This is a genomic window from Methylocaldum sp. GT1BB, from assembly GCF_051027545.1.
Lineage (GTDB): Bacteria > Pseudomonadota > Gammaproteobacteria > Methylococcales > Methylococcaceae > Methylocaldum.
The window spans coordinates 3,874,659-3,891,399 of record NZ_CP194902.1 but is presented as its reverse complement, the minus strand read 5'-3'; the positions used below and the strand labels follow the sequence as shown (position 1 = coordinate 3,891,399).

Annotated in this window: 13 protein-coding genes; 9 read left to right on the top strand and 4 right to left on the bottom strand. The window is 56.6% G+C overall.

Translation table 11 applies throughout. The features are described from left to right. Positions 1-80 precede the first annotated feature (80 nt). From ACR2TX_RS18695 to ACR2TX_RS18685, 3 genes are read left to right on the top strand one after another with little or no spacing between them, the layout of a single operon-like run. Positions 81-1,367, top strand: a complete 1,287-nt coding sequence (locus ACR2TX_RS18695) for a paraquat-inducible protein A (RefSeq protein WP_347257333.1) — start codon at positions 81-83, stop codon at positions 1,365-1,367. Then, on the top strand, positions 1,351-3,006 hold the full coding sequence (locus tag ACR2TX_RS18690) for an intermembrane transport protein PqiB (protein WP_077731026.1): 1,656 nt from the start codon (positions 1,351-1,353) through the stop codon (positions 3,004-3,006). The genes ACR2TX_RS18695 and ACR2TX_RS18690 overlap by 17 nt, the downstream gene beginning before the upstream one ends. Next, positions 3,003-3,584, top strand: a complete 582-nt coding sequence (locus ACR2TX_RS18685) for a PqiC family protein (protein ID WP_077731027.1) — start codon at positions 3,003-3,005, stop codon at positions 3,582-3,584. The genes ACR2TX_RS18690 and ACR2TX_RS18685 overlap by 4 nt, the downstream gene beginning before the upstream one ends. A 117-nt stretch (positions 3,585-3,701) precedes the next feature. On the opposite strand, the gene ACR2TX_RS18680 is transcribed toward ACR2TX_RS18685, so the two are convergent. From ACR2TX_RS18680 to ACR2TX_RS18670, 3 genes are all read right to left on the bottom strand, one after another. Next, complete coding sequence (locus tag ACR2TX_RS18680; RefSeq protein WP_086133961.1) at positions 3,702-4,034, bottom strand: RNA recognition motif domain-containing protein; 333 nt, start codon at positions 4,032-4,034, stop codon at positions 3,702-3,704. Positions 4,035-4,331: 297 nt separating this feature from the next. Further along, entirely contained in the window at positions 4,332-4,826 is a 495-nt protein-coding gene (locus ACR2TX_RS18675) for a siphovirus Gp157 family protein (protein WP_077731029.1), read from the bottom strand. A gap of 5 nt (positions 4,827-4,831) precedes the next feature. After that, a complete protein-coding gene (locus tag ACR2TX_RS18670; protein ID WP_434130486.1) occupies positions 4,832-5,845 on the bottom strand; it encodes a hypothetical protein in 1,014 nt (337 codons plus the stop codon). Positions 5,846-6,529: 684 nt separating this feature from the next. On the opposite strand from ACR2TX_RS18670, the gene ACR2TX_RS18665 reads away from it, so the two are divergent. From ACR2TX_RS18665 to ACR2TX_RS18650, 4 genes are all read left to right on the top strand, one after another. After that, a complete protein-coding gene (locus ACR2TX_RS18665; RefSeq protein WP_434130485.1) occupies positions 6,530-7,768 on the top strand; it encodes a PhoPQ-activated pathogenicity-related family protein in 1,239 nt (412 codons plus the stop codon). Positions 7,769-8,483: 715 nt separating this feature from the next. Next, on the top strand, positions 8,484-8,954 hold the full coding sequence (locus ACR2TX_RS18660) for a transcriptional repressor (RefSeq protein ID WP_240502563.1): 471 nt from the start codon (positions 8,484-8,486) through the stop codon (positions 8,952-8,954). 95 nt (positions 8,955-9,049) lie between these two features. Beyond that, positions 9,050-11,143 (top strand): TonB-dependent receptor, encoded by a 2,094-nt coding sequence (locus ACR2TX_RS18655; RefSeq protein WP_077731033.1) that lies wholly within the window; start codon positions 9,050-9,052, stop codon positions 11,141-11,143. 422 nt (positions 11,144-11,565) lie between these two features. Next, entirely contained in the window at positions 11,566-12,864 is a 1,299-nt protein-coding gene (locus tag ACR2TX_RS18650; RefSeq protein ID WP_077731034.1) for a citrate synthase, read from the top strand. Positions 12,865-12,960: 96 nt separating this feature from the next. Here ACR2TX_RS18650 and ACR2TX_RS18645 read toward each other — a convergent pair whose 3' ends face one another. After that, positions 12,961-14,490: a diguanylate cyclase domain-containing protein gene (locus ACR2TX_RS18645; protein WP_156880893.1), complete on the bottom strand. Its 1,530-nt coding sequence runs from the start codon at positions 14,488-14,490 to the stop codon at positions 12,961-12,963. Between the two features lie 605 nt (positions 14,491-15,095). Here ACR2TX_RS18645 and modA point away from each other — a divergent pair. Next, positions 15,096-15,878, top strand: a complete 783-nt coding sequence (modA, locus tag ACR2TX_RS18640; protein ID WP_434130484.1) for a molybdate ABC transporter substrate-binding protein — start codon at positions 15,096-15,098, stop codon at positions 15,876-15,878. Next, the gene (locus ACR2TX_RS18635; RefSeq protein WP_434130483.1) at positions 15,875-16,729 is read left to right on the top strand and encodes a sulfite exporter TauE/SafE family protein; all 855 of its coding nucleotides are present in this window, start codon (positions 15,875-15,877) and stop codon (positions 16,727-16,729) included. The genes modA and ACR2TX_RS18635 overlap by 4 nt, the downstream gene beginning before the upstream one ends. Positions 16,730-16,741 lie beyond the last annotated feature (12 nt).

Below are 16,741 nucleotides of genomic sequence, written 5' to 3'. Positions count from 1 at the left end.
CCGGAATCAGGGGGATTTTTAAGTAAGTAAACACATCATTTCAGATTTTTAAAAGCCATTCATTCCACGACTTTTCTCTCGTGTGTTCGTCTGTTGTTCCCGCCGCGCCGGCTGTCCCTGCCTTCGGCGATTTAGAAAACCTCTGCGCTTGCCACGAATGTGATCTTTTGCAACGCAAGGTCCCGCTTGCGCCGGGGCAAAGCGCCCGCTGCTGCCGCTGCGGAGCGCAGCTCTATCATGCGCCGAAAGACACCCTGGACCGGACATTGGCCTTTTCCCTTGCGGCATTCATTCTGTTTTCGGTCGCCAATCTGTTCCCTATTCTGGGGCTGAGCATCCAGGGCAAGCACACGGAGGCGACGCTTCTCGGTGCCGTGCTCGAGTTGCAGAAGCAGGGCATGGGAATGATGGCCGGCCTGGTTCTGTTTACCACCATTGTGGTACCGGCCATGGAGCTTCTGGGACTGTTATATGTGCTGCTGCCGCTGAAGCTGAATAAGAAGCCGCCGGGTCAGGCCGCCGTGTTCAGATTGATTCAGGTGCTGCGGCCATGGGGCATGATCGAAGTCCTGATGCTGGGCATCCTGGTTTCCCTGGTCAAGCTCGCTCACATGGCGACTGTTCAGCCGGGCTGGTCGCTGTGGCTTTTCGGCGGTTTTATTTTCGTGATGGCGGCGACCGCTGCCTCGCTGGATAGCGAAGAGATTTGGGCGCGGTTGGGGCGGCGCTGTCCCGTCGCCACTCAGCAAAACTCAGGGGCCGGCTATTTGACGTGCCATGCCTGCGGAATGCTTTCCTATGCCCCGGCCGGGAAGCACGAGCAGCACTGCCCTCGGTGCGGTAGCGTGCTGCACGTCCGCAAACCGAACAGCGTCGGTCGATGCTGGTCTCTCCTGATCGCCGCCATGATTTTATATGTTCCGGCCAATGTGTTGCCGGTCATGTCCACCTCTTCGATCGTCGGGGCTCAAGTCGACACCATCATGAGCGGGGTGATCTATCTGTGGGTATCGGGATCGTGGCCTTTGGCACTGCTGGTGTTCTTTGCCAGCGTTATGGTGCCGCTGCTGAAACTGATGGCTCTCACTCTACTCTTGGTGACGGTTCAGACCGGATCGCGCTGGCGGCCGCTGGACCGCACCCGGCTATATCGGCTGACCGAAAAGGTCGGCCGTTGGTCGATGGTGGATATTTTTGTCGTTACCATGCTGGTGGCCCTGGTGGATGTGCGCCCTCTGGCGGCGGTCCAAGCCGGGCCCGGAGCCATTGCCTTCGGCGCCGTAGTGGTGCTCACCATGGTTGCCGCCATGAGCTTCGACCCGCGACTGATATGGGATTCCGTACAAGAAAATGTTCATTCGAGATAACGATTCAAATTCCGCTTCGAAGACCGACAAGGGCGATGCGTTGCCGACGGCGGTCGCAGCGCCGCCGAGCCGGTTCGCCTTTTCCGTCGTTTGGGTCATACCGCTGGTTGCGGCGCTGATCGGTGCCTGGCTGGCCTGGAAAGCGATCTCGGAACGAGGCCCTGTGATCACCCTTATTTTCATGAGTGCCGAGGGTTTGGAGCCGGGCAAAACGCCTATCAAGTATCGGGACGTAGAGGTGGGCAAAGTCGCCGATGTCGCCCTGAGCGAAGATCGGACCAGCGTCATCGTCACCGCTCAAATGCGTGACGGAACCGAGGATTGGCTGGTGAAAGACACCCGTTTCTGGATCGTGCGTCCGCGCGTGGTCGCCGGGAACATTTCGGGTTTGAGTACTTTGCTTTCCGGCTCTTATATCGGCTTGGACGTGGGGAGTTCGACGGAGCGGAAATACAAATTCCGCGGTCTGGACGTCCCGCCCATTCTAACATCGGATCTGCAGGGCCGGCGCTTCGCTCTCAAGGGCGAGGATCTGGGCTCTTTGGATGTAGGATCTCCTATCTATTTCCGGCACATTGCGGTTGGCAAGGTGCTGGGCTTCGAAATGGATCCTGCGGGGACCGGTGTAACCATACAAGTTTTCGTGGAAACGCCCTATGACCGGTTCGTGACCGCCGACACCCGTTTTTGGCACGCCAGCGGTCTCGACTTAACACTCGATGCCAATGGCGTCAAGATCGACACGGAGTCGCTGATGAGCATCATGCTCGGCGGAATCGCTTTCGCCATGCCGGCCGGCGACGGAAAAGTCGAGCCTGCGGTGGAAAACACGGCGTTTACCCTTTACGCCAATCGGTCCGCGGCCTTCGCGCCACCCAAAACCGAACGGCGCGCGATGGTTTTGTATTTCGACGAAACGATACGAGGGCTTTCGGTCGGTGCGCCGCTCGATTTTAGAGGCTTGCCTGCCGGAGAGGTCACCGGCATCCGGGGCGAGTGGGATACGCAGAACCACCGTTTCCGTATTGCGGTCGATATCGGCCTGAGTTGGGGTGGGATGATACGCAATCAAAAACGCGAACTTATCACCACGACCCGCGAGGCCGTGGAGAGACAGTTGAGCCGAATGGTGGAGAAAGGGCTTCGTGCGCAATTGCGCACAGGCAACCTAATCTCGGGGCAACTCTATGTCGCTCTCGACTTCTTCCCGTCTGCGCCGTCGGCACATTTGGACTGGACGCGGGACCCGCCTGAGTTTCCGACCATGCCGGGCACTTTGCAATCGCTCTCGGACAGCGCGGAACATATCGTGAAAAAACTGGACAAATTACCGCTCGACGAGATCGCCGCGGACCTGCGGAAAACCATGGCATCGTTGAATCAGACACTTAAGAGCGTGGAGCGGCTGACCTCCAATTTGGATCGCGAGCTGATGCCGGAGATGAAGACCACGATTATCGACGCTAGACGGACCCTGACCGAAGCCCAGAAGACGCTTGCCACCGACGGACCGCTCCAGCACGATGCGCGCGACGCGCTGAACGAGGTTTCCCGGGCAGCTCAATCGTTACGCGTGATGTTGGATTATCTGGAGCGCCATCCGGAATCGCTTCTTATGGGTAAAGAGAAACAGCCATGATCCGTTTTCTGTGGATGACGATATTCGTTAGTCTTTTCGCCGGGTGTGGCGGTTCCGCGCCGGCACGTTTCTATACGCTGATGCCGGCGAACGACCCGGTGGCCGCACGGGGCACTCTGAGCGATAGCGCGAAAATAATCGTGGTGGGGCCGGTGACGATTCCCGCCGCTTTGGATCAGCCCCAGCTAGTCGTTACCAAGGGCGAACATGAAGTCGAGGTTCTGGAGCAGCATCGCTGGGCAGCGCCGTTGAAGGACGAAATCACGAGCGCACTGGCCGCTCGCCTTTCCCGTCTGGTTGGCGATGCGACGGTAACCGCCTACGCCCAATCGACGTCTCTTGATCCGAATGTGCGGATTCTCATAGATATTTCCCGATTTGAACTTCGCCCGAAAGATAGAGCCGTTTTCGAAGCGCTGTGGACGATCAAAATGAATGACGAAACGGCGGTCCGCCGCGGACATACCAACGTGGCCATCCCTGCCGCGAATAGCAGTTACGTAGGGTTGGCAACCGCGCAAAGCCGGGCGCTCGACGCCTTGGCGCAGGACCTCGCCGCCGCGTTGCGAACTCGGTGACTCGATGCCCGATGTTCGTAAGCTGAAGAAATTACCCGAGGGATAGACGGGACCGGTTGGCTGAGGCTGCCGACCGATTCCGTTGAACCGGCCGGCGCTCGAAGTCGATTGTGCTGATTAGCTACGGCGGTCGTTATAACTCCCGTTACGCCTTGCTGCGGTAACGAAAGGGTTGGAGCTGCCGTTGCGCTCACCTCTGTCTTGGGGAGGACGGGCTTCGTTTACCGTTAGGCTGCGGCCGCTTACCTCCTTGCCGTTCAAGGCCGCAATCGCGGCCTGAGCTTCCTGAGCGCTGCCCATTTCCACGAATCCGAAACCCTTGGAGCGCCCTGTTTCCCGATCCATAATCACATGGGCCGAGTATACCGTACCATGTGGCGCAAAAAGCTGGTGCAGATCATCGTTTCCAAGGCCGTAATTCAGATTTCCGACATACAATTTCCTGTTCACTAGATAACTCCTCAATACCCACTCAAATAACATGTGCGCCGAAGGTCAAAACATATATCCATCAATAACGGCTTCAGCTCCGCTCGTTGGTACGATAAATAAACTATCTTTCCGCACCTAATTCCATAAGTAATCGCCCGTAGGTAACTATATTCCCGTATAGCATTACGGCAGTCGCACTCTTCGGGGTATATCTGTGTCGCGACATCCGTAACGCTAATTTAACGAAAACGCAATAAATTTGGTTGACTCTCGAATACTTTCGGATCGTTCGTTGTCGTAAATCGACACCGCTTCTCAAGTAATATCGAGCCGGGTTTCTTGTTCAAGATGAGCGCCCTTAACCGCCTGTCCGGACAAGATCACTTGTTTGATTCCGTTTTTGTCAATATGAACCACGCTTTCCTCGCGTTTAAATGTCTCGGGGATAGCCGACTCATCATCGAGAATTACTTTCGGCGGATTTTGTTTGACTTTGATAATGAATTGAGGACTCCTGATTTCGCGTATATTGATACGTTCCATCTGAATCTTGAGATATTGCCTTAAACCGGCCGCACGAGTTTCCAAGGCTCTGCGTCGCCGGTTCATCCGCTCTTCGGCCTGACGAATCAGTTCGGCTTCGCCCTCCATGTGCAGGAGGGCGGCAGCGATGTTCCATGCTTTAAGCGAGATCTCGCCCGTAAGTGCTTCCAATGTGTCGTTGATCACATCCGGAGGCAAATCCAGATCCGTAAGGTTATTCAAGGCTTCCTGGTATTGCTCGGCAATCTCATAAAGCTTTGTTTCCACGCCGCTTACCCCTTCTCAGTCGCGTCCGGTTTAGCCCAGTCTTCCAATTTCTGAACGAGCCTATCGTAGACTTCAGGCGTCAACTCTTCGAACGCGTTCAACTTGTTCTTGCTCGCGGCTTTGACCCAACGCAGCACGCGCTCGCGGTCCAAGCCGAGTTCCTTGATCCGTGTCTCCAATTGCTCGATCTGTGTGAGGGAAAGGCTGCAGAATCTGTAGCCCCGGCCGCCAACTTCCGAAGACGGTGTCGATTCGGCCGGAATCCGATCGTTGGCATCGCCTTCGCCCTCGGTGAATTTGCCGGTAGTAACAGCGGCTTGTGGCTTCGAGGCCGGCCCTAGCTGCATGTCCTCAAGGTCTTGCGTAAACACTTCGCTTAAGCCCGCCATCCGCAGAGTCGCATCGATATGCGCCGACTTTCCCGCCATCTTGAGGGCTTTATTCAGGTCCCCATTGTCCTGCTGCACGCTGCGTGCTCCAATGCCTTCCGCGACCGTCCGTTCCTGACTGTCTCGCAGTTCGCAGCGGAGAATGATCGTACCGAGACGCTGTCCCGACAGGGCGGCCTGCTCATAGGCGGTGAGATTGGGATAATGCACCGTCACTCCGAGCATCCCGCAAATTTTTTCGGCACCCGGCTTGAATAGACTCGGCTTGCTCCAGTGGCTGTTGATCGGGCACGACTCCGCTTCGCCGCGCCTGGCAAAGGCGCATCTTTCCCGATTGAAGAGGTGAATGCGGCCGTAGTCCGTGCCTTCCACCAAGGCTTCCCTTATCCAATTGAGTATCGCCGCACGATTATGCTTGCGCCGCGCCAGTCCCGCTTCGAATACATCATTCGGCAAATCCAGAGGGGAAACGCTCGGTAGTTCGGCCTTTGCCGTTTTCCTCGCGACTTTTCGCGCTGTCGGCTTTTCGGGGCTCGCCACGGGCTGTTCTTCGTGTTCGAGATAGGCCGTGGACGGAATCGAAGCCGCTGGGGCGTCTACGGTGTCTTCGCGTTCTTTTACGTGATTCATAACTTGGTTACTCCTGCCGTACACATCACCTTTAATGCATTTCCCTGGGGCAAGGCTTGCTTGCGGGGTGCTATGGCGTTGTACCGCTCGTCTGGGAAGTAGAAAAAAGCTGCCGGAATATCCGGATCGAAGAGTGGTTATTTAAGGCGCCTCAGGTTACTGCCGACGCATCACAGCGCTGTCCTATGGTGGGGGTGGAAGATTGGCACTGGGGAATCGCTCCAAAAACACTTACAGTGACAATTTGCGGCCGAGATTTAGCGGGAAGCGACGTTGAGCCTGGCGCAAGACAATAGGTCAGGACCGAAGGCTAAGACTTGATTCCGGCTTGATTTAGGCAAAGTTATGCTCTTTAGATGCTGTGAATAAATAACCGGTTTTCCATGTAACATTAAACAAAATCCGGCGGCGAAAGTTCCCTCAAGAATTAAAGAAAAATGTGATAATACAAAGAGTTGTCTTGGCTATGGCGGGGCAGCCAAGGGCTCGTTCGGATCTAAAGGACGTTGCGTTGGATTGACCTCGGAAAATACTTCGCTTGTCGGTCTATAGGTCGATTGCCTAAACGCATTGTGATCGATCATGAGGTTGAGGAACCTTCGTATCTCGAGTCACCATTTCTTTGGCCGGGGTGGTTTCGTTCTTGGTTTGATGTTGCTAGCGCCTTTGTGGAGTGGAGGAGGAATGGCGGGAGCGCTCGAAGACTATGTTAATGCGCCGGACACCGCGTACCATTGGCGGTATGAGTCGGAAGCCCAAGAACCGTGGGGAACGCTGATCCGTTTGGAGTTGATATCCCAGAAGTGGCGTGGCGAAACGTGGAGCCACGGTCTTGTGATCGTCCGGCCGCTCGAGCTGCGTAATCCCAAGACTGCCTTTCTTCTGATAACCCACGATGGTGCCGCCAGCATCGATCTGTTGAAGACGGTGGCGGAACGAGCCGGAGCCATTGCGGCTGCGATTACCGGCGTTCCCAATCAACCATTGTATGGGCGTAGCGAAGATGCGCTTGTCGCTTATACGTTCGATCGGTATGCGGAAACGAACGACAAGACCTGGCCGTTGCTTTTCCCTATGGTGAAAAGCGCGGTGCGGGGCATGGATGCGGTTCAGGAGTTTGTGGGGCGGACATTGAGTGTCGGCATCGAGAAGTTTCTGGTCGCCGGTGCCTCCAAACGAGGTTGGACGGCCTGGTTGACGGCAGCCGTCGATGGGCGGGTCAAAGCCATCGCGCCCATGGTGTTCGACATGTTGAACATCAAGACGCAACTGCAATGGACCGAGAAAGTCTATGGCCGGCAAAGCGAGTATATCCACGATTACACCGATCTGGGGCTGCATCGGGCCCTGGACGACAGTCCTCTGCAGCGGTTGCGCGTGTGGGTGGACCCCTACGCTTATCGCGAACGTTACAGAATGCCGAAGTTGCTGTTGCTAGGGACTAACGATCCTTATTGGACAGTCGACTCGCTGCGTCATTACTGGCATGACCTGCCCGAGCCCAAACTGCTGTTCCAGGCGCCGAATGCGGGTCACGGTGCGGGTAGTACTCTGGAAGCCAGGCAGACGCTTGCAAGCTTTTTTGAAATGGTCGCCGACAATCATCCGCTGCCCAGGCTGGCATGGACGCATACGCAACGGGGGGATGATACCGAGATGATACAGGTCAAGACCAACGCGAAACCGACCGCGATACGTCTTTGGACCGCCGAGTCCTCGGATCGCGACTTTCGTAACGATGCTTGGTCGAGTCGTAGCCTGGCGCTCAATCCGGAGCGGAATGGCGCCGCCATTCTCGTGCGTGCGCCCTGTGACAAATATCGTGCGTATCTGGTCGAAGTGGAGTTGCGCTCTCCGAGCGGCCACCCTTATCAACTATCGACCGAAGTCCGGGTTCTTCCCGATCTTTCCCGCATCGAATAAAACGGTTTCGGATGGCAGCTCAGCGTATCGGGTGTCATGTCGGAGCGAGGAATTGTCGTCAGATCCCGACGTCCAGGAGCGAGATTGCTCTTTTGGCTCCAATTTATTGATGACTACTGTATTGGAATTGAGCGAGTTGGATCCGCTATCACGATAGGCGGGAATCCTGGCCTTGCCTTTGCATAAAATACGCGGCGTTTTGCAATCAAGGGGGGAGTTCCAATCCATGCGCATTTTGATGTTGAAGCCGATCCTGGCCGTATTGCTTATCGTGTTTAGCGGATCTTCCGTGGCTTCGGGAAAACATGCCCACAAACATAAACATCATAAGCACCGCCACCACAAAACTGTTCATGTCCACGAGCATCACCACCACTATTACGACGACAGGCATCGGTATGTTCCGATAGAGCGACCGGGCTTGCCACGGCTACCGGAGCTGCCTCGCCTTTCTGATTTGCCGGCGCCTCCGCTGCCGAGATTGCCGCCTTTGCCGGGCAGGTAGAATCGCTTGGTGCCTGCCCTCGAGTAATGGTCTGGATCGGCTTGATCGTTATCTCGCGGAGAACGCACTCCGCTCGAATACAGGATCGACCTCGTTCCAAGACATTTGGCTTGTCGCCACTGTAGAGATGTTATAAAGTAACATAAAAACGCAGCGCTTGAGGTCCAAGCAATGAATGTCAGGACTCCGCCTAGTCAAAAAGTGTACACGATGCCCACCCATGATCACCGCGGTTGTGTCGACCGAGCGCTCCGCGTGGCGGAGCAGCTGTGCGCCCAGCGCGAAGTTCGGCTGACGCCGATCCGCCGCAAGGTGCTCGAACTCATCTGGGAAAGTCATCGCGCGGTCAAGGCTTACGACCTGCTCGACAAAATCAAACCGTTCGAGCAAGCCGCAAAGCCGGCGACGGTTTACCGGGCCTTGGAGTTTCTGATGGAGCAGAGCCTGATCCACCGTGTGGAAAGCCTCAATGCGTTTATCGGTTGCAACTGTTCTGAGCGGAGGCACGAGCAGCTGTTGCTGATTTGCGAACATTGCGGGAATGTCGAGGAGCGACCGGGAGCCGAGGTAATGGCAGCGGTCGCGAGTGAAGTGGAGCAGGCGGGATTTATTCTCCACCGGAAAGCTATCGAAATTCACGGCTTGTGCGCCCATTGCGCGCAGGACGCGGCTGACGCCTGAGCCAAAGCGTATCGGGCCGAGAGCTGTCGACTCGCTCGAATTCGTAACGTATATGTAACGCTATAACATTAGCTCGATAGGACCTTATAAGAAACATGAACAAGCGAGTCGTCCTGCTGATGGCTTCAGCCGCATCTTTTGCTTCGTCCGTGGCAGCCGAAGAGGAATCCGTAAAAGAATTGGAGCCCGTATTGATCACCGCGCCGGTGCATAAACTGGCCGAGGAAATGGCACGTCCCTTCAATGCCTTGAAGGGTGATGAGCTGTCTCGGAAAGTTGGCAATACCCTCGGCGAAACCTTGAATCAGGAACTCGGGGTGACCAGCTCGTCTTTCGGCGCCGGCGTCGGCCAACCGGTCATCCGCGGGCAAAGCGGTCCGCGCGTGCGAGTCATGCAAGACAGCCTTGGAATTCAGGACGTGTCTACCCTGAGTCCGGATCATGCCAATGCCGTCGAGCCGATTCTCGCTGAGCGTATCGAGGTGCTGCGGGGGCCTCAAACTCTCTTGTACGGCAGCGGAGCCATCGGTGGTTTGGTCAATGTCATCGACAACCGAATTCCCGATCGGCTGCCGGAGAAGGTCGTTACCGGCGCGGCGGAACAGCGCTACAACACCGTATCCGACGAAACTACGAGTGTTTTGCGCTTGGACGCGGGGCAGGGCATCTTCGCCCTGCACCTGGATGGTTTCTATCGCGATCGGAACAATGTCGAGATTCCGGGGTTCGCCATCGATGAACAGGCGGAAGCGGCCTCGCACGGCGAGGAAGGCCATGAGGAAGCCATCGCCAATACGAAAGGATATATCGCCAACACGGACGCGAGGGCACGGGGCGGCACGGTAGGCTTCTCGTTCATCGGGGACCCGGGCTTTTTCGGATTCTCCGTCAACCGACTGGAAAACGATTACGGCATTCCGCCCGGCGCGCATAACCATGGACATGAGCACGGTGACGAAGAAGCGGAGGGGCAGGATAGAATTCGGGTCGATATGGAGCAGTCCCGCTACGATTTCAAGAGCGAGCTCTACGATCCCGCGCCTTTCGTCGAGACGCTCAAAATGCGCCTCGGTTACACCGATTACCGCCATGTCGAGCGGGAGAACGGCGCCACGGGCACCGTGTTCAGCAACGAGGCGGTGGAAGGGCGGATAGAGCTGGTTCACAAGAACGTCGGTTCCTGGCACGGAGTAGTCGGCGTGCAGGTTCAGGACAGCGAATTCTCCGCCGTTGGCGAAGAGGCGGTAGTGCCGAAATCGGATATTTCCTCCTACGGTTTTTTCGCCGTGGAGGACATGCATTGGCGCAACGTCCTGTTCGAGTTGGGGTTGCGCGTCGAAGATCAGACTATTACCCCCGATAGCTTGAAGAGCGTTTCGCACACGCCGGTCAGCGCCTCGGGCTCGGCCGTGTGGAACGTTCGCGACGATGCGGCTGTGACCTTCGCGGTAACCCGCTCCCAGCGGGCGCCCCAGGTCCAGGAGCTTTTCTCGAACGGTTTCCACGCCGCGACCAGGAGTTTCGAGCTCGGCAATCCGGCGCTTTCGGAAGAGACCTCCTACAATCTCGACCTCGGTTTCCGCTATAACCCCGGTTGGGTCAGCGCCGAAGTCAATTTGTTTCACAATTGGGTCAACGATTACATCTTTCAGCGTAGCCCCGGCACGGTTTTCAACCGGGAAACCGAGGAATTCGAAACCGTGTGCTCCGAGGAAGACGCGTGTATTCCGGTGCTGGAAAGTACGCAGTTGGACGCCACGTTCAAGGGTTTCGAGGCGAGCCTGAAGTTTCCGGTGTTCGACCAAGCGTTCGGGAAGCTGGATCTCACTTTGTTTTCAGACTACGTGCGCGGCCGCTTCGATCATGGCGGCGATGTCCCGCGCATGCCGCCGCTCCGATACGGTTTTCAGCTGGATTACGGCTTCGAAAAACTCACCGCCTTCGCCCGGCTGATGAATGCCGAGGCGCAGAACAATCCGGGTGAGAATGAAACGAAAACGGACGGCTATTTGTTGTTCAATGTCGGCGCCGAGTACCGACTGGCGGTCGCCGACTATGCCGAGCTCATGGTATTCATAAGAGGCAAGAACCTGCTCAATGAAACCATTCGCAACTCCACGTCTTACCTCCGCAATATCGCACCGGAGCCTGGCCGCGCCGGAGAATTCGGGATACGCGTCAATTTCTGATGCTCGGAATCGCCCCGAAATTCACGAAATCGGAATGAATGCCGATCGGCAAACATTTTCAGCTCCCCTCGGCACACTTTAAGCCGACAACTTTCCATCCCGCCAACTCCACGCCGCGGCGAGAGCCTGGAATGCAGAAGCACGTCCCAGAGTGTCGGTTGCCGGCGAACTTACTCAGGATGGTCGCAATCAAATAAGACAAATTTGTACCTGCATCGTGGGCTTTGTCGTTCGTCGTCTGATGCCGGCTTATGAACCGACAAGCGGTCAAAAAACGCATATCGAATAGCCGGTCGACACTCGAACACTAATTATGTTCGTTGAGACTCTCCTTTGGCCGTATGCTGCGCGGGAGTAAACTGGAGTCTAGGTCTATGGAAAGCCGCTATTTCTAGTCAGATCAAATCCAAACGGAAACCACTATGACCAACGAATACATCAATTTGACCGATCCTGAAGGCAGACGTCTTACGTCTTTGCCGGTGATCAGGGGAACGATGGGGCCGTCCGTCCTAGATATTTCCAAGCTCTATTCCGAGGTCGGTTGTTTTACCGTAGATCCCGGTTTTGCGATGACGGCGAGCTGTGCGAGTGGAATAACCTTTATCGACGGCGAACAAGGAATTCTGCTGTATCGCGGATACCCCATCGAACAGTTGGCGGCCCGCAGCAACTTTCTGGAGGTCACTTATCTGTTGTGGTATGGCGAGTTGCCGAATGAAAGCCAATTAAGGCAGTTTACCCATGAGGTCGTGCACCACACCATGATCAACGAATCCCTGAGGCTCTTTTACCAGGGGTTTCATCATGACGCCCATCCGATGGCGGTTTTAGTGGGGGTAGTGGGATCGCTTTCGGCGTTCTACCACGATTACTTGGATATCCACGATCCGAGATCGCGGGAACTGGCGGCGCTCCGCCTGGTTGCCAAGATGCCGACCATAGCCGCGGCGGCATACAAATACACCATGGGACAGCCGCAAATCTATCCCGATAATTCCCTGAGCTATACGGGCAATCTTCTGCATATGATGTTTGCCATGCCGACTCAGGTCTATGAGGTCGATCCGGTCGCCGAGCGGGCTTTGGACTTGCTGCTGGTGTTGCATGCCGACCATGAACAGAACGCGAGCACCTCGACGGTGCGCTTGGCCGGGAGTTCGGGGGCCAATCCTTTCGCCTGTATCGCCGCCGGGATTGCGGCACTGTGGGGTCCGGCACACGGCGGCGCAAACGAGGCGGTCATCAAGATGCTTCAGGAAATCGGGGATGCGAAGCACATACCCCAATACATTGCCCGCGCCAAGGATAAGAACGATCCGTTCCGCCTCATGGGATTCGGTCACCGCGTGTACAAGAACTTCGACCCGCGCGCGACGATTATCCGCGAGACCTGTTACGAAGTACTGGAAAAGCTGGCCGATACCAAAGATCCGCTGTTCGATCTTGCCCTTCGATTGGAAGAGATCGCGTTGAAGGATGACTATTTCATCGAACGCAAGCTATATCCCAACGTCGATTTTTATTCCGGCATCATTTACCGCGCTTTGAAGATTCCGATGAGCATGTTTACCGCAATGTTTGCGGTAGCGCGTACCGCCGGTTGGATGGCCCACTGGATGGAGATGATGGCCGACCCCGAACAGCGTATCGGCCGTCCGAGACAGCTTTATACCGGCCCGGTCACGCGCGATTATGTGGCGTTGAAAGAACGGGGCTAGCCTGTTTCGCATCGAATAGATCCGTATTCAGAGCTTCGCCAACGAAAAGCCGGAGCCGCATGGCTCCGGCTTCGCTTGTCGGTTACGCCGTGCCGTTCAGGCCTTCTTTCTTAGCGGCACCGCGTTGGAATCGACGATCGCCGGCCAGTTTGTTCTCCTGCCTCTCGCCTGATACTTTGCGGTAAGCGGCTCGTTCAGATAGTCGGTACCCTGGCCGTCAAAAATGTAGGTGCGATCACGGCCTTTTTGCTTGGCGATGCGGCACGCGTTGTCAGCGCTCCGGAGCACTGAAGACGCATCGCCGCTTGCGGCCGTCAAAGCCGTAATCCCGATGCTGACGCTTACCCACAAATCCTTTCCTGCCCACGACAATCGGCAGCTCCTGACGGCGTCCCGAAGATTGTTCGCCACGATCCATGCCCGCTCGATCGGACAGTTCTCCAGCAACAGACCGAACTTGTCCTCGCCGAGACTCCCGAGAATATCGCTCTGCCGCAATCGTCTTTCCAGAGCCTGCCCGACTGATTGCAGCAATTGATCTCCAGCAGCGCATCCGTAGGTCTCATTGACGATCTTGAAGCGATCGAGATCGATATAGCAAAGTACATAGTCGGATCGGTTCTCGCAGGGAGCCGCCAAGAGATTTTCCAAGCACTGCTCGAATTCGATGCGGTCGTACAAAGCCTTGTCGACGCTTGCATTGGCAACCTTGAGCAGGTCGGCTTGTTTTTTCCAGGGCTCCGAGCGCTGAGCGTCCAATTCACCCAGGCGCTGGCGATAGTACGCCAGTTGCTGTTCGACGTCCTTGTCCTTGCTGATGTCGACGAGCGTGCCCTGCAGGAACAGCGGCCGGCCGGCGTCGTCGTGAACGACACTGGCTTGGTCCAAAACCCAGCGCGCCTTGCCGTCTTGTGTGATCACCCGGTATTCGCAACGGAGCGGCGCATGATGCTCATAGGTTCCTGCAAACTGCTCGATGACCATTTCCCGGTCGTCGGGATGGACCCACTTGATCAGCCCGATGCCGAGAGGGTCGTCCAGCCAGGTTTCCGGGGCGTATCCGAACTGTTCGGTCTGCGGGCTTACGTACAATAGCTTTCCCGGAGCCTCGAGCGAAGCGATATAGGTAATCGCGGGGATTTGTTCCACTAGAGCGCGGTATTTGGCTTCGGCTTTCCGTAACTGCTCCAGGGCTTCCTCCTTTTCGCGCAAAAGTCGAGTCTGGTTTACGTTGCGGGCAATCAGGTCCGGCAATCGCCGTACGAATTCGAGTTCACCGGTTTTCGCAACATAATCCGAGACGCCGTTCTTGCACGTGTCCGTTGTCGCCGCAGCTCCGTCATCGGAAGTCATCATGATCACCGGAGTGGATAATTCGCCCATATCCACGGCCATGTCGGCGAGCAGCTCGTTTATGTCGAAATCCGGCAATCGCCGGTCGACCACGATGCAGTCGGGCCTCTCAGCCCGAATCAATTTCAGCCCCAGACGGCCGGTACCGGCTTCGATGACCTCGAATCGATAGATCGAATGCTGCTCGAGCGCCTGTCGACAGACTTGGCGGCAATCGGGGTCGCCGTCGATAAGCACGAGGCGGATAATCGGTGTGATGTTAAGGGCATTCATTGTGATAACTCGTTACAGTCCTGTAGGCATGGGAAACGGTTCGTTCCGCGGCCAGATCCAGTGGCGGTGAAGGGTTAGCCTGCAATCTCGGATATTCAGTGTCTATCCCTTTTTGTGGTGCAAAACTCTAGACTAAGTTGCGGCATTCGGTAATAAGTACTGTTCCATACCGGTAACAAGAACCAATCCGCTTTATTAACCCGGCCTATAAATATAGGCCGGGTTAATCCGGGGCAGGGATGCCCCGGCGCGGCGACAAGCCGCGTGAGCCCAGGCCTAAGCGTGTACCGGCCTGGGCGGCGGCCCGAAATACCAGGAGGGTATTTACGGGCCTGATTAATAGGTTTCGCGGTCGAACGCCAATGCCTGTGTCACATCATCTACGGTTTTCATACGGACTCAGAACGCTCCATGAGTGATCCGTCTATCCCATCGATGCGCGTCCGTATTTACATTGGCCTGGCGATCGGATCATGAGCGGTGCAGGGTTTGCACAATTGAGTTCGATATGCTTTTCCGAGCATATCGCCAAAATCTTTTCCCTATCGAATGCGATTCCGATGCGTTTTAGACGCGTTTTAATGAAAAAAGCGGAGCACGAATTGATGAAGCGTTTGGTTTCGGTGTTTTCGGTCATTCTGCTGATGTTCGGGTATTCCGCCTGGGCGGCAGAGCCTTCCAGGCTGACCATCGCGGCGGCGGCCGATCTCAAGTTCGCGATGGAGGAGATCGCTAGGGCTTTCAGGAAGGAGCATCCGGAGGCAACGCTGGACCTCGTGACCGGATCTTCCGGCAGGTTCTACGAGCAGATCGTACAGGCAGCGCCATTCGATCTGTTCTTCTCCGCCGACGTCAAGTTCCCACAGCAATTGAAGGAGCAGAGGCTGACCGCTTCCGAGGTGCGGCTGTACGCTCGGGGACGCATCGTTTTGTGGAGCGCCAGGATGAACGCGGCCGACATGAAATTGAGCGATCTAGCCAAGCCCGACATTACGAAGATCGCCATTGCAAATCCCAAGCACGCCCCCTATGGCATGCGTGCGGAGGAGGCGTTGAAAAAGGCCGGTCTGTGGCCGAAAGTCGAAAAGAAACTCGTGTTCGGCGAGAATGTGGCGCAGACCGCCCAGTTCGCCGAGACCGGCGCCGCCGAGGTCGGCATCATCGCCCTGTCCCTGGCCGAGAGTCCCATGCTCAAGCCTAAGGGCGGATATTCCTTGATTCCGGAGAATCTGCATTCGCCTCTGGATCAGGGTTACGTCATCCTGAGACGGGCCGAGGACAATTCATCGGCCAAAGCCTTTGCCGATTTCGTCTCCGGCGAAGCCGGCAGAACGATTTTCCGCCGCTACGGTTTTGTGCTGCCCGTTGAATCGAGTTCCTCGCAATGAGCCGGCACGTTAATCCGGTATCATTCGGGCCAGCGGCGCCTGTGGCGGCGCGGCACAGCGTAGCCGCCTTCGGCGGCGGAGCGCTGATCGGAACTTTGGGCGGTTTGATCGGGCTGGGCGGCGCGGAATTCCGATTGCCCCTGTTGATCGGGACGTTTCAATTCGCGGCTCTGGAAGCGGTCATCGTCAACAAGCTTGTCAGCTTGACGGTGGTGGCCTCGGCTTTGCCGTTCCGCACCGACACCGTGCCGTTTGCTATCGTGGCGGCGCACTGGACCGTGATCGTGAATCTTCTAATGGGCAGCTTGGCGGGTGCATGGATAGGAGCGGGCTGGGCGATTCGGCTCAAAGGGGAAACGCTTTATCGAATCATTGCCGTGCTGCTGATGGTCATCGCCTTGGCCTTGCTGTTCGGCCATGATGCGAGCAGCCAGGACCGTATGCCATTCCAGGGCATCGCGTTGATCGTTGCGGGTGTCGCGGCGGGTTTCGGCATTGGCGTCACGGCATCGCTCTTGGGTGTGGCGGGAGGGGAGCTTTTGATACCCACACTGGTGCTGCTGTTCGGGGCCGATATCAAGCTGGCCGGCAGCCTCTCCCTGGCAGTGAGTCTGCCCACCATGCTCGCGGGATTTAGCCGCTATAGCCGGGACGGGAGCTTCGCAGTGCTGGGACGAAACCGTCGTTTCGTTGGGATAATGGCGGTGGGCTCGGTGATAGGAGCGTTCCTCGGGGGCCGATTGCTAGGCATGATTCCCAGTACGGTATTGCTGCCGCTTCTGGCGCTGGTCCTGGTTTTGTCGGCGGTCAAGATTTGGCGCCACGGTTTCGAACGCAGCCGAAGTCTTTGAATCGTGGGGGGA

Coding starts and splice junctions, on each gene's coding strand:
- ACR2TX_RS18660 (WP_240502563.1), top strand. CDS start 8,484: ATGCCCACCCATGATCACCGCGGTTGTGTCGACCGAGCGCTCCGCGTG.
- modA (WP_434130484.1), top strand. CDS start 15,096: ATGAAGCGTTTGGTTTCGGTGTTTTCGGTCATTCTGCTGATGTTCGGG.
- ACR2TX_RS18690 (WP_077731026.1), top strand. CDS start 1,351: ATGTTCATTCGAGATAACGATTCAAATTCCGCTTCGAAGACCGACAAG.
- ACR2TX_RS18655 (WP_077731033.1), top strand. CDS start 9,050: ATGAACAAGCGAGTCGTCCTGCTGATGGCTTCAGCCGCATCTTTTGCT.
- ACR2TX_RS18685 (WP_077731027.1), top strand. CDS start 3,003: ATGATCCGTTTTCTGTGGATGACGATATTCGTTAGTCTTTTCGCCGGG.
- ACR2TX_RS18645 (WP_156880893.1), bottom strand. CDS start 14,490: ATGAATGCCCTTAACATCACACCGATTATCCGCCTCGTGCTTATCGAC.
- ACR2TX_RS18665 (WP_434130485.1), top strand. CDS start 6,530: ATGGCGGGAGCGCTCGAAGACTATGTTAATGCGCCGGACACCGCGTAC.
- ACR2TX_RS18670 (WP_434130486.1), bottom strand. CDS start 5,845: ATGAATCACGTAAAAGAACGCGAAGACACCGTAGACGCCCCAGCGGCT.
- ACR2TX_RS18650 (WP_077731034.1), top strand. CDS start 11,566: ATGACCAACGAATACATCAATTTGACCGATCCTGAAGGCAGACGTCTT.
- ACR2TX_RS18635 (WP_434130483.1), top strand. CDS start 15,875: ATGAGCCGGCACGTTAATCCGGTATCATTCGGGCCAGCGGCGCCTGTG.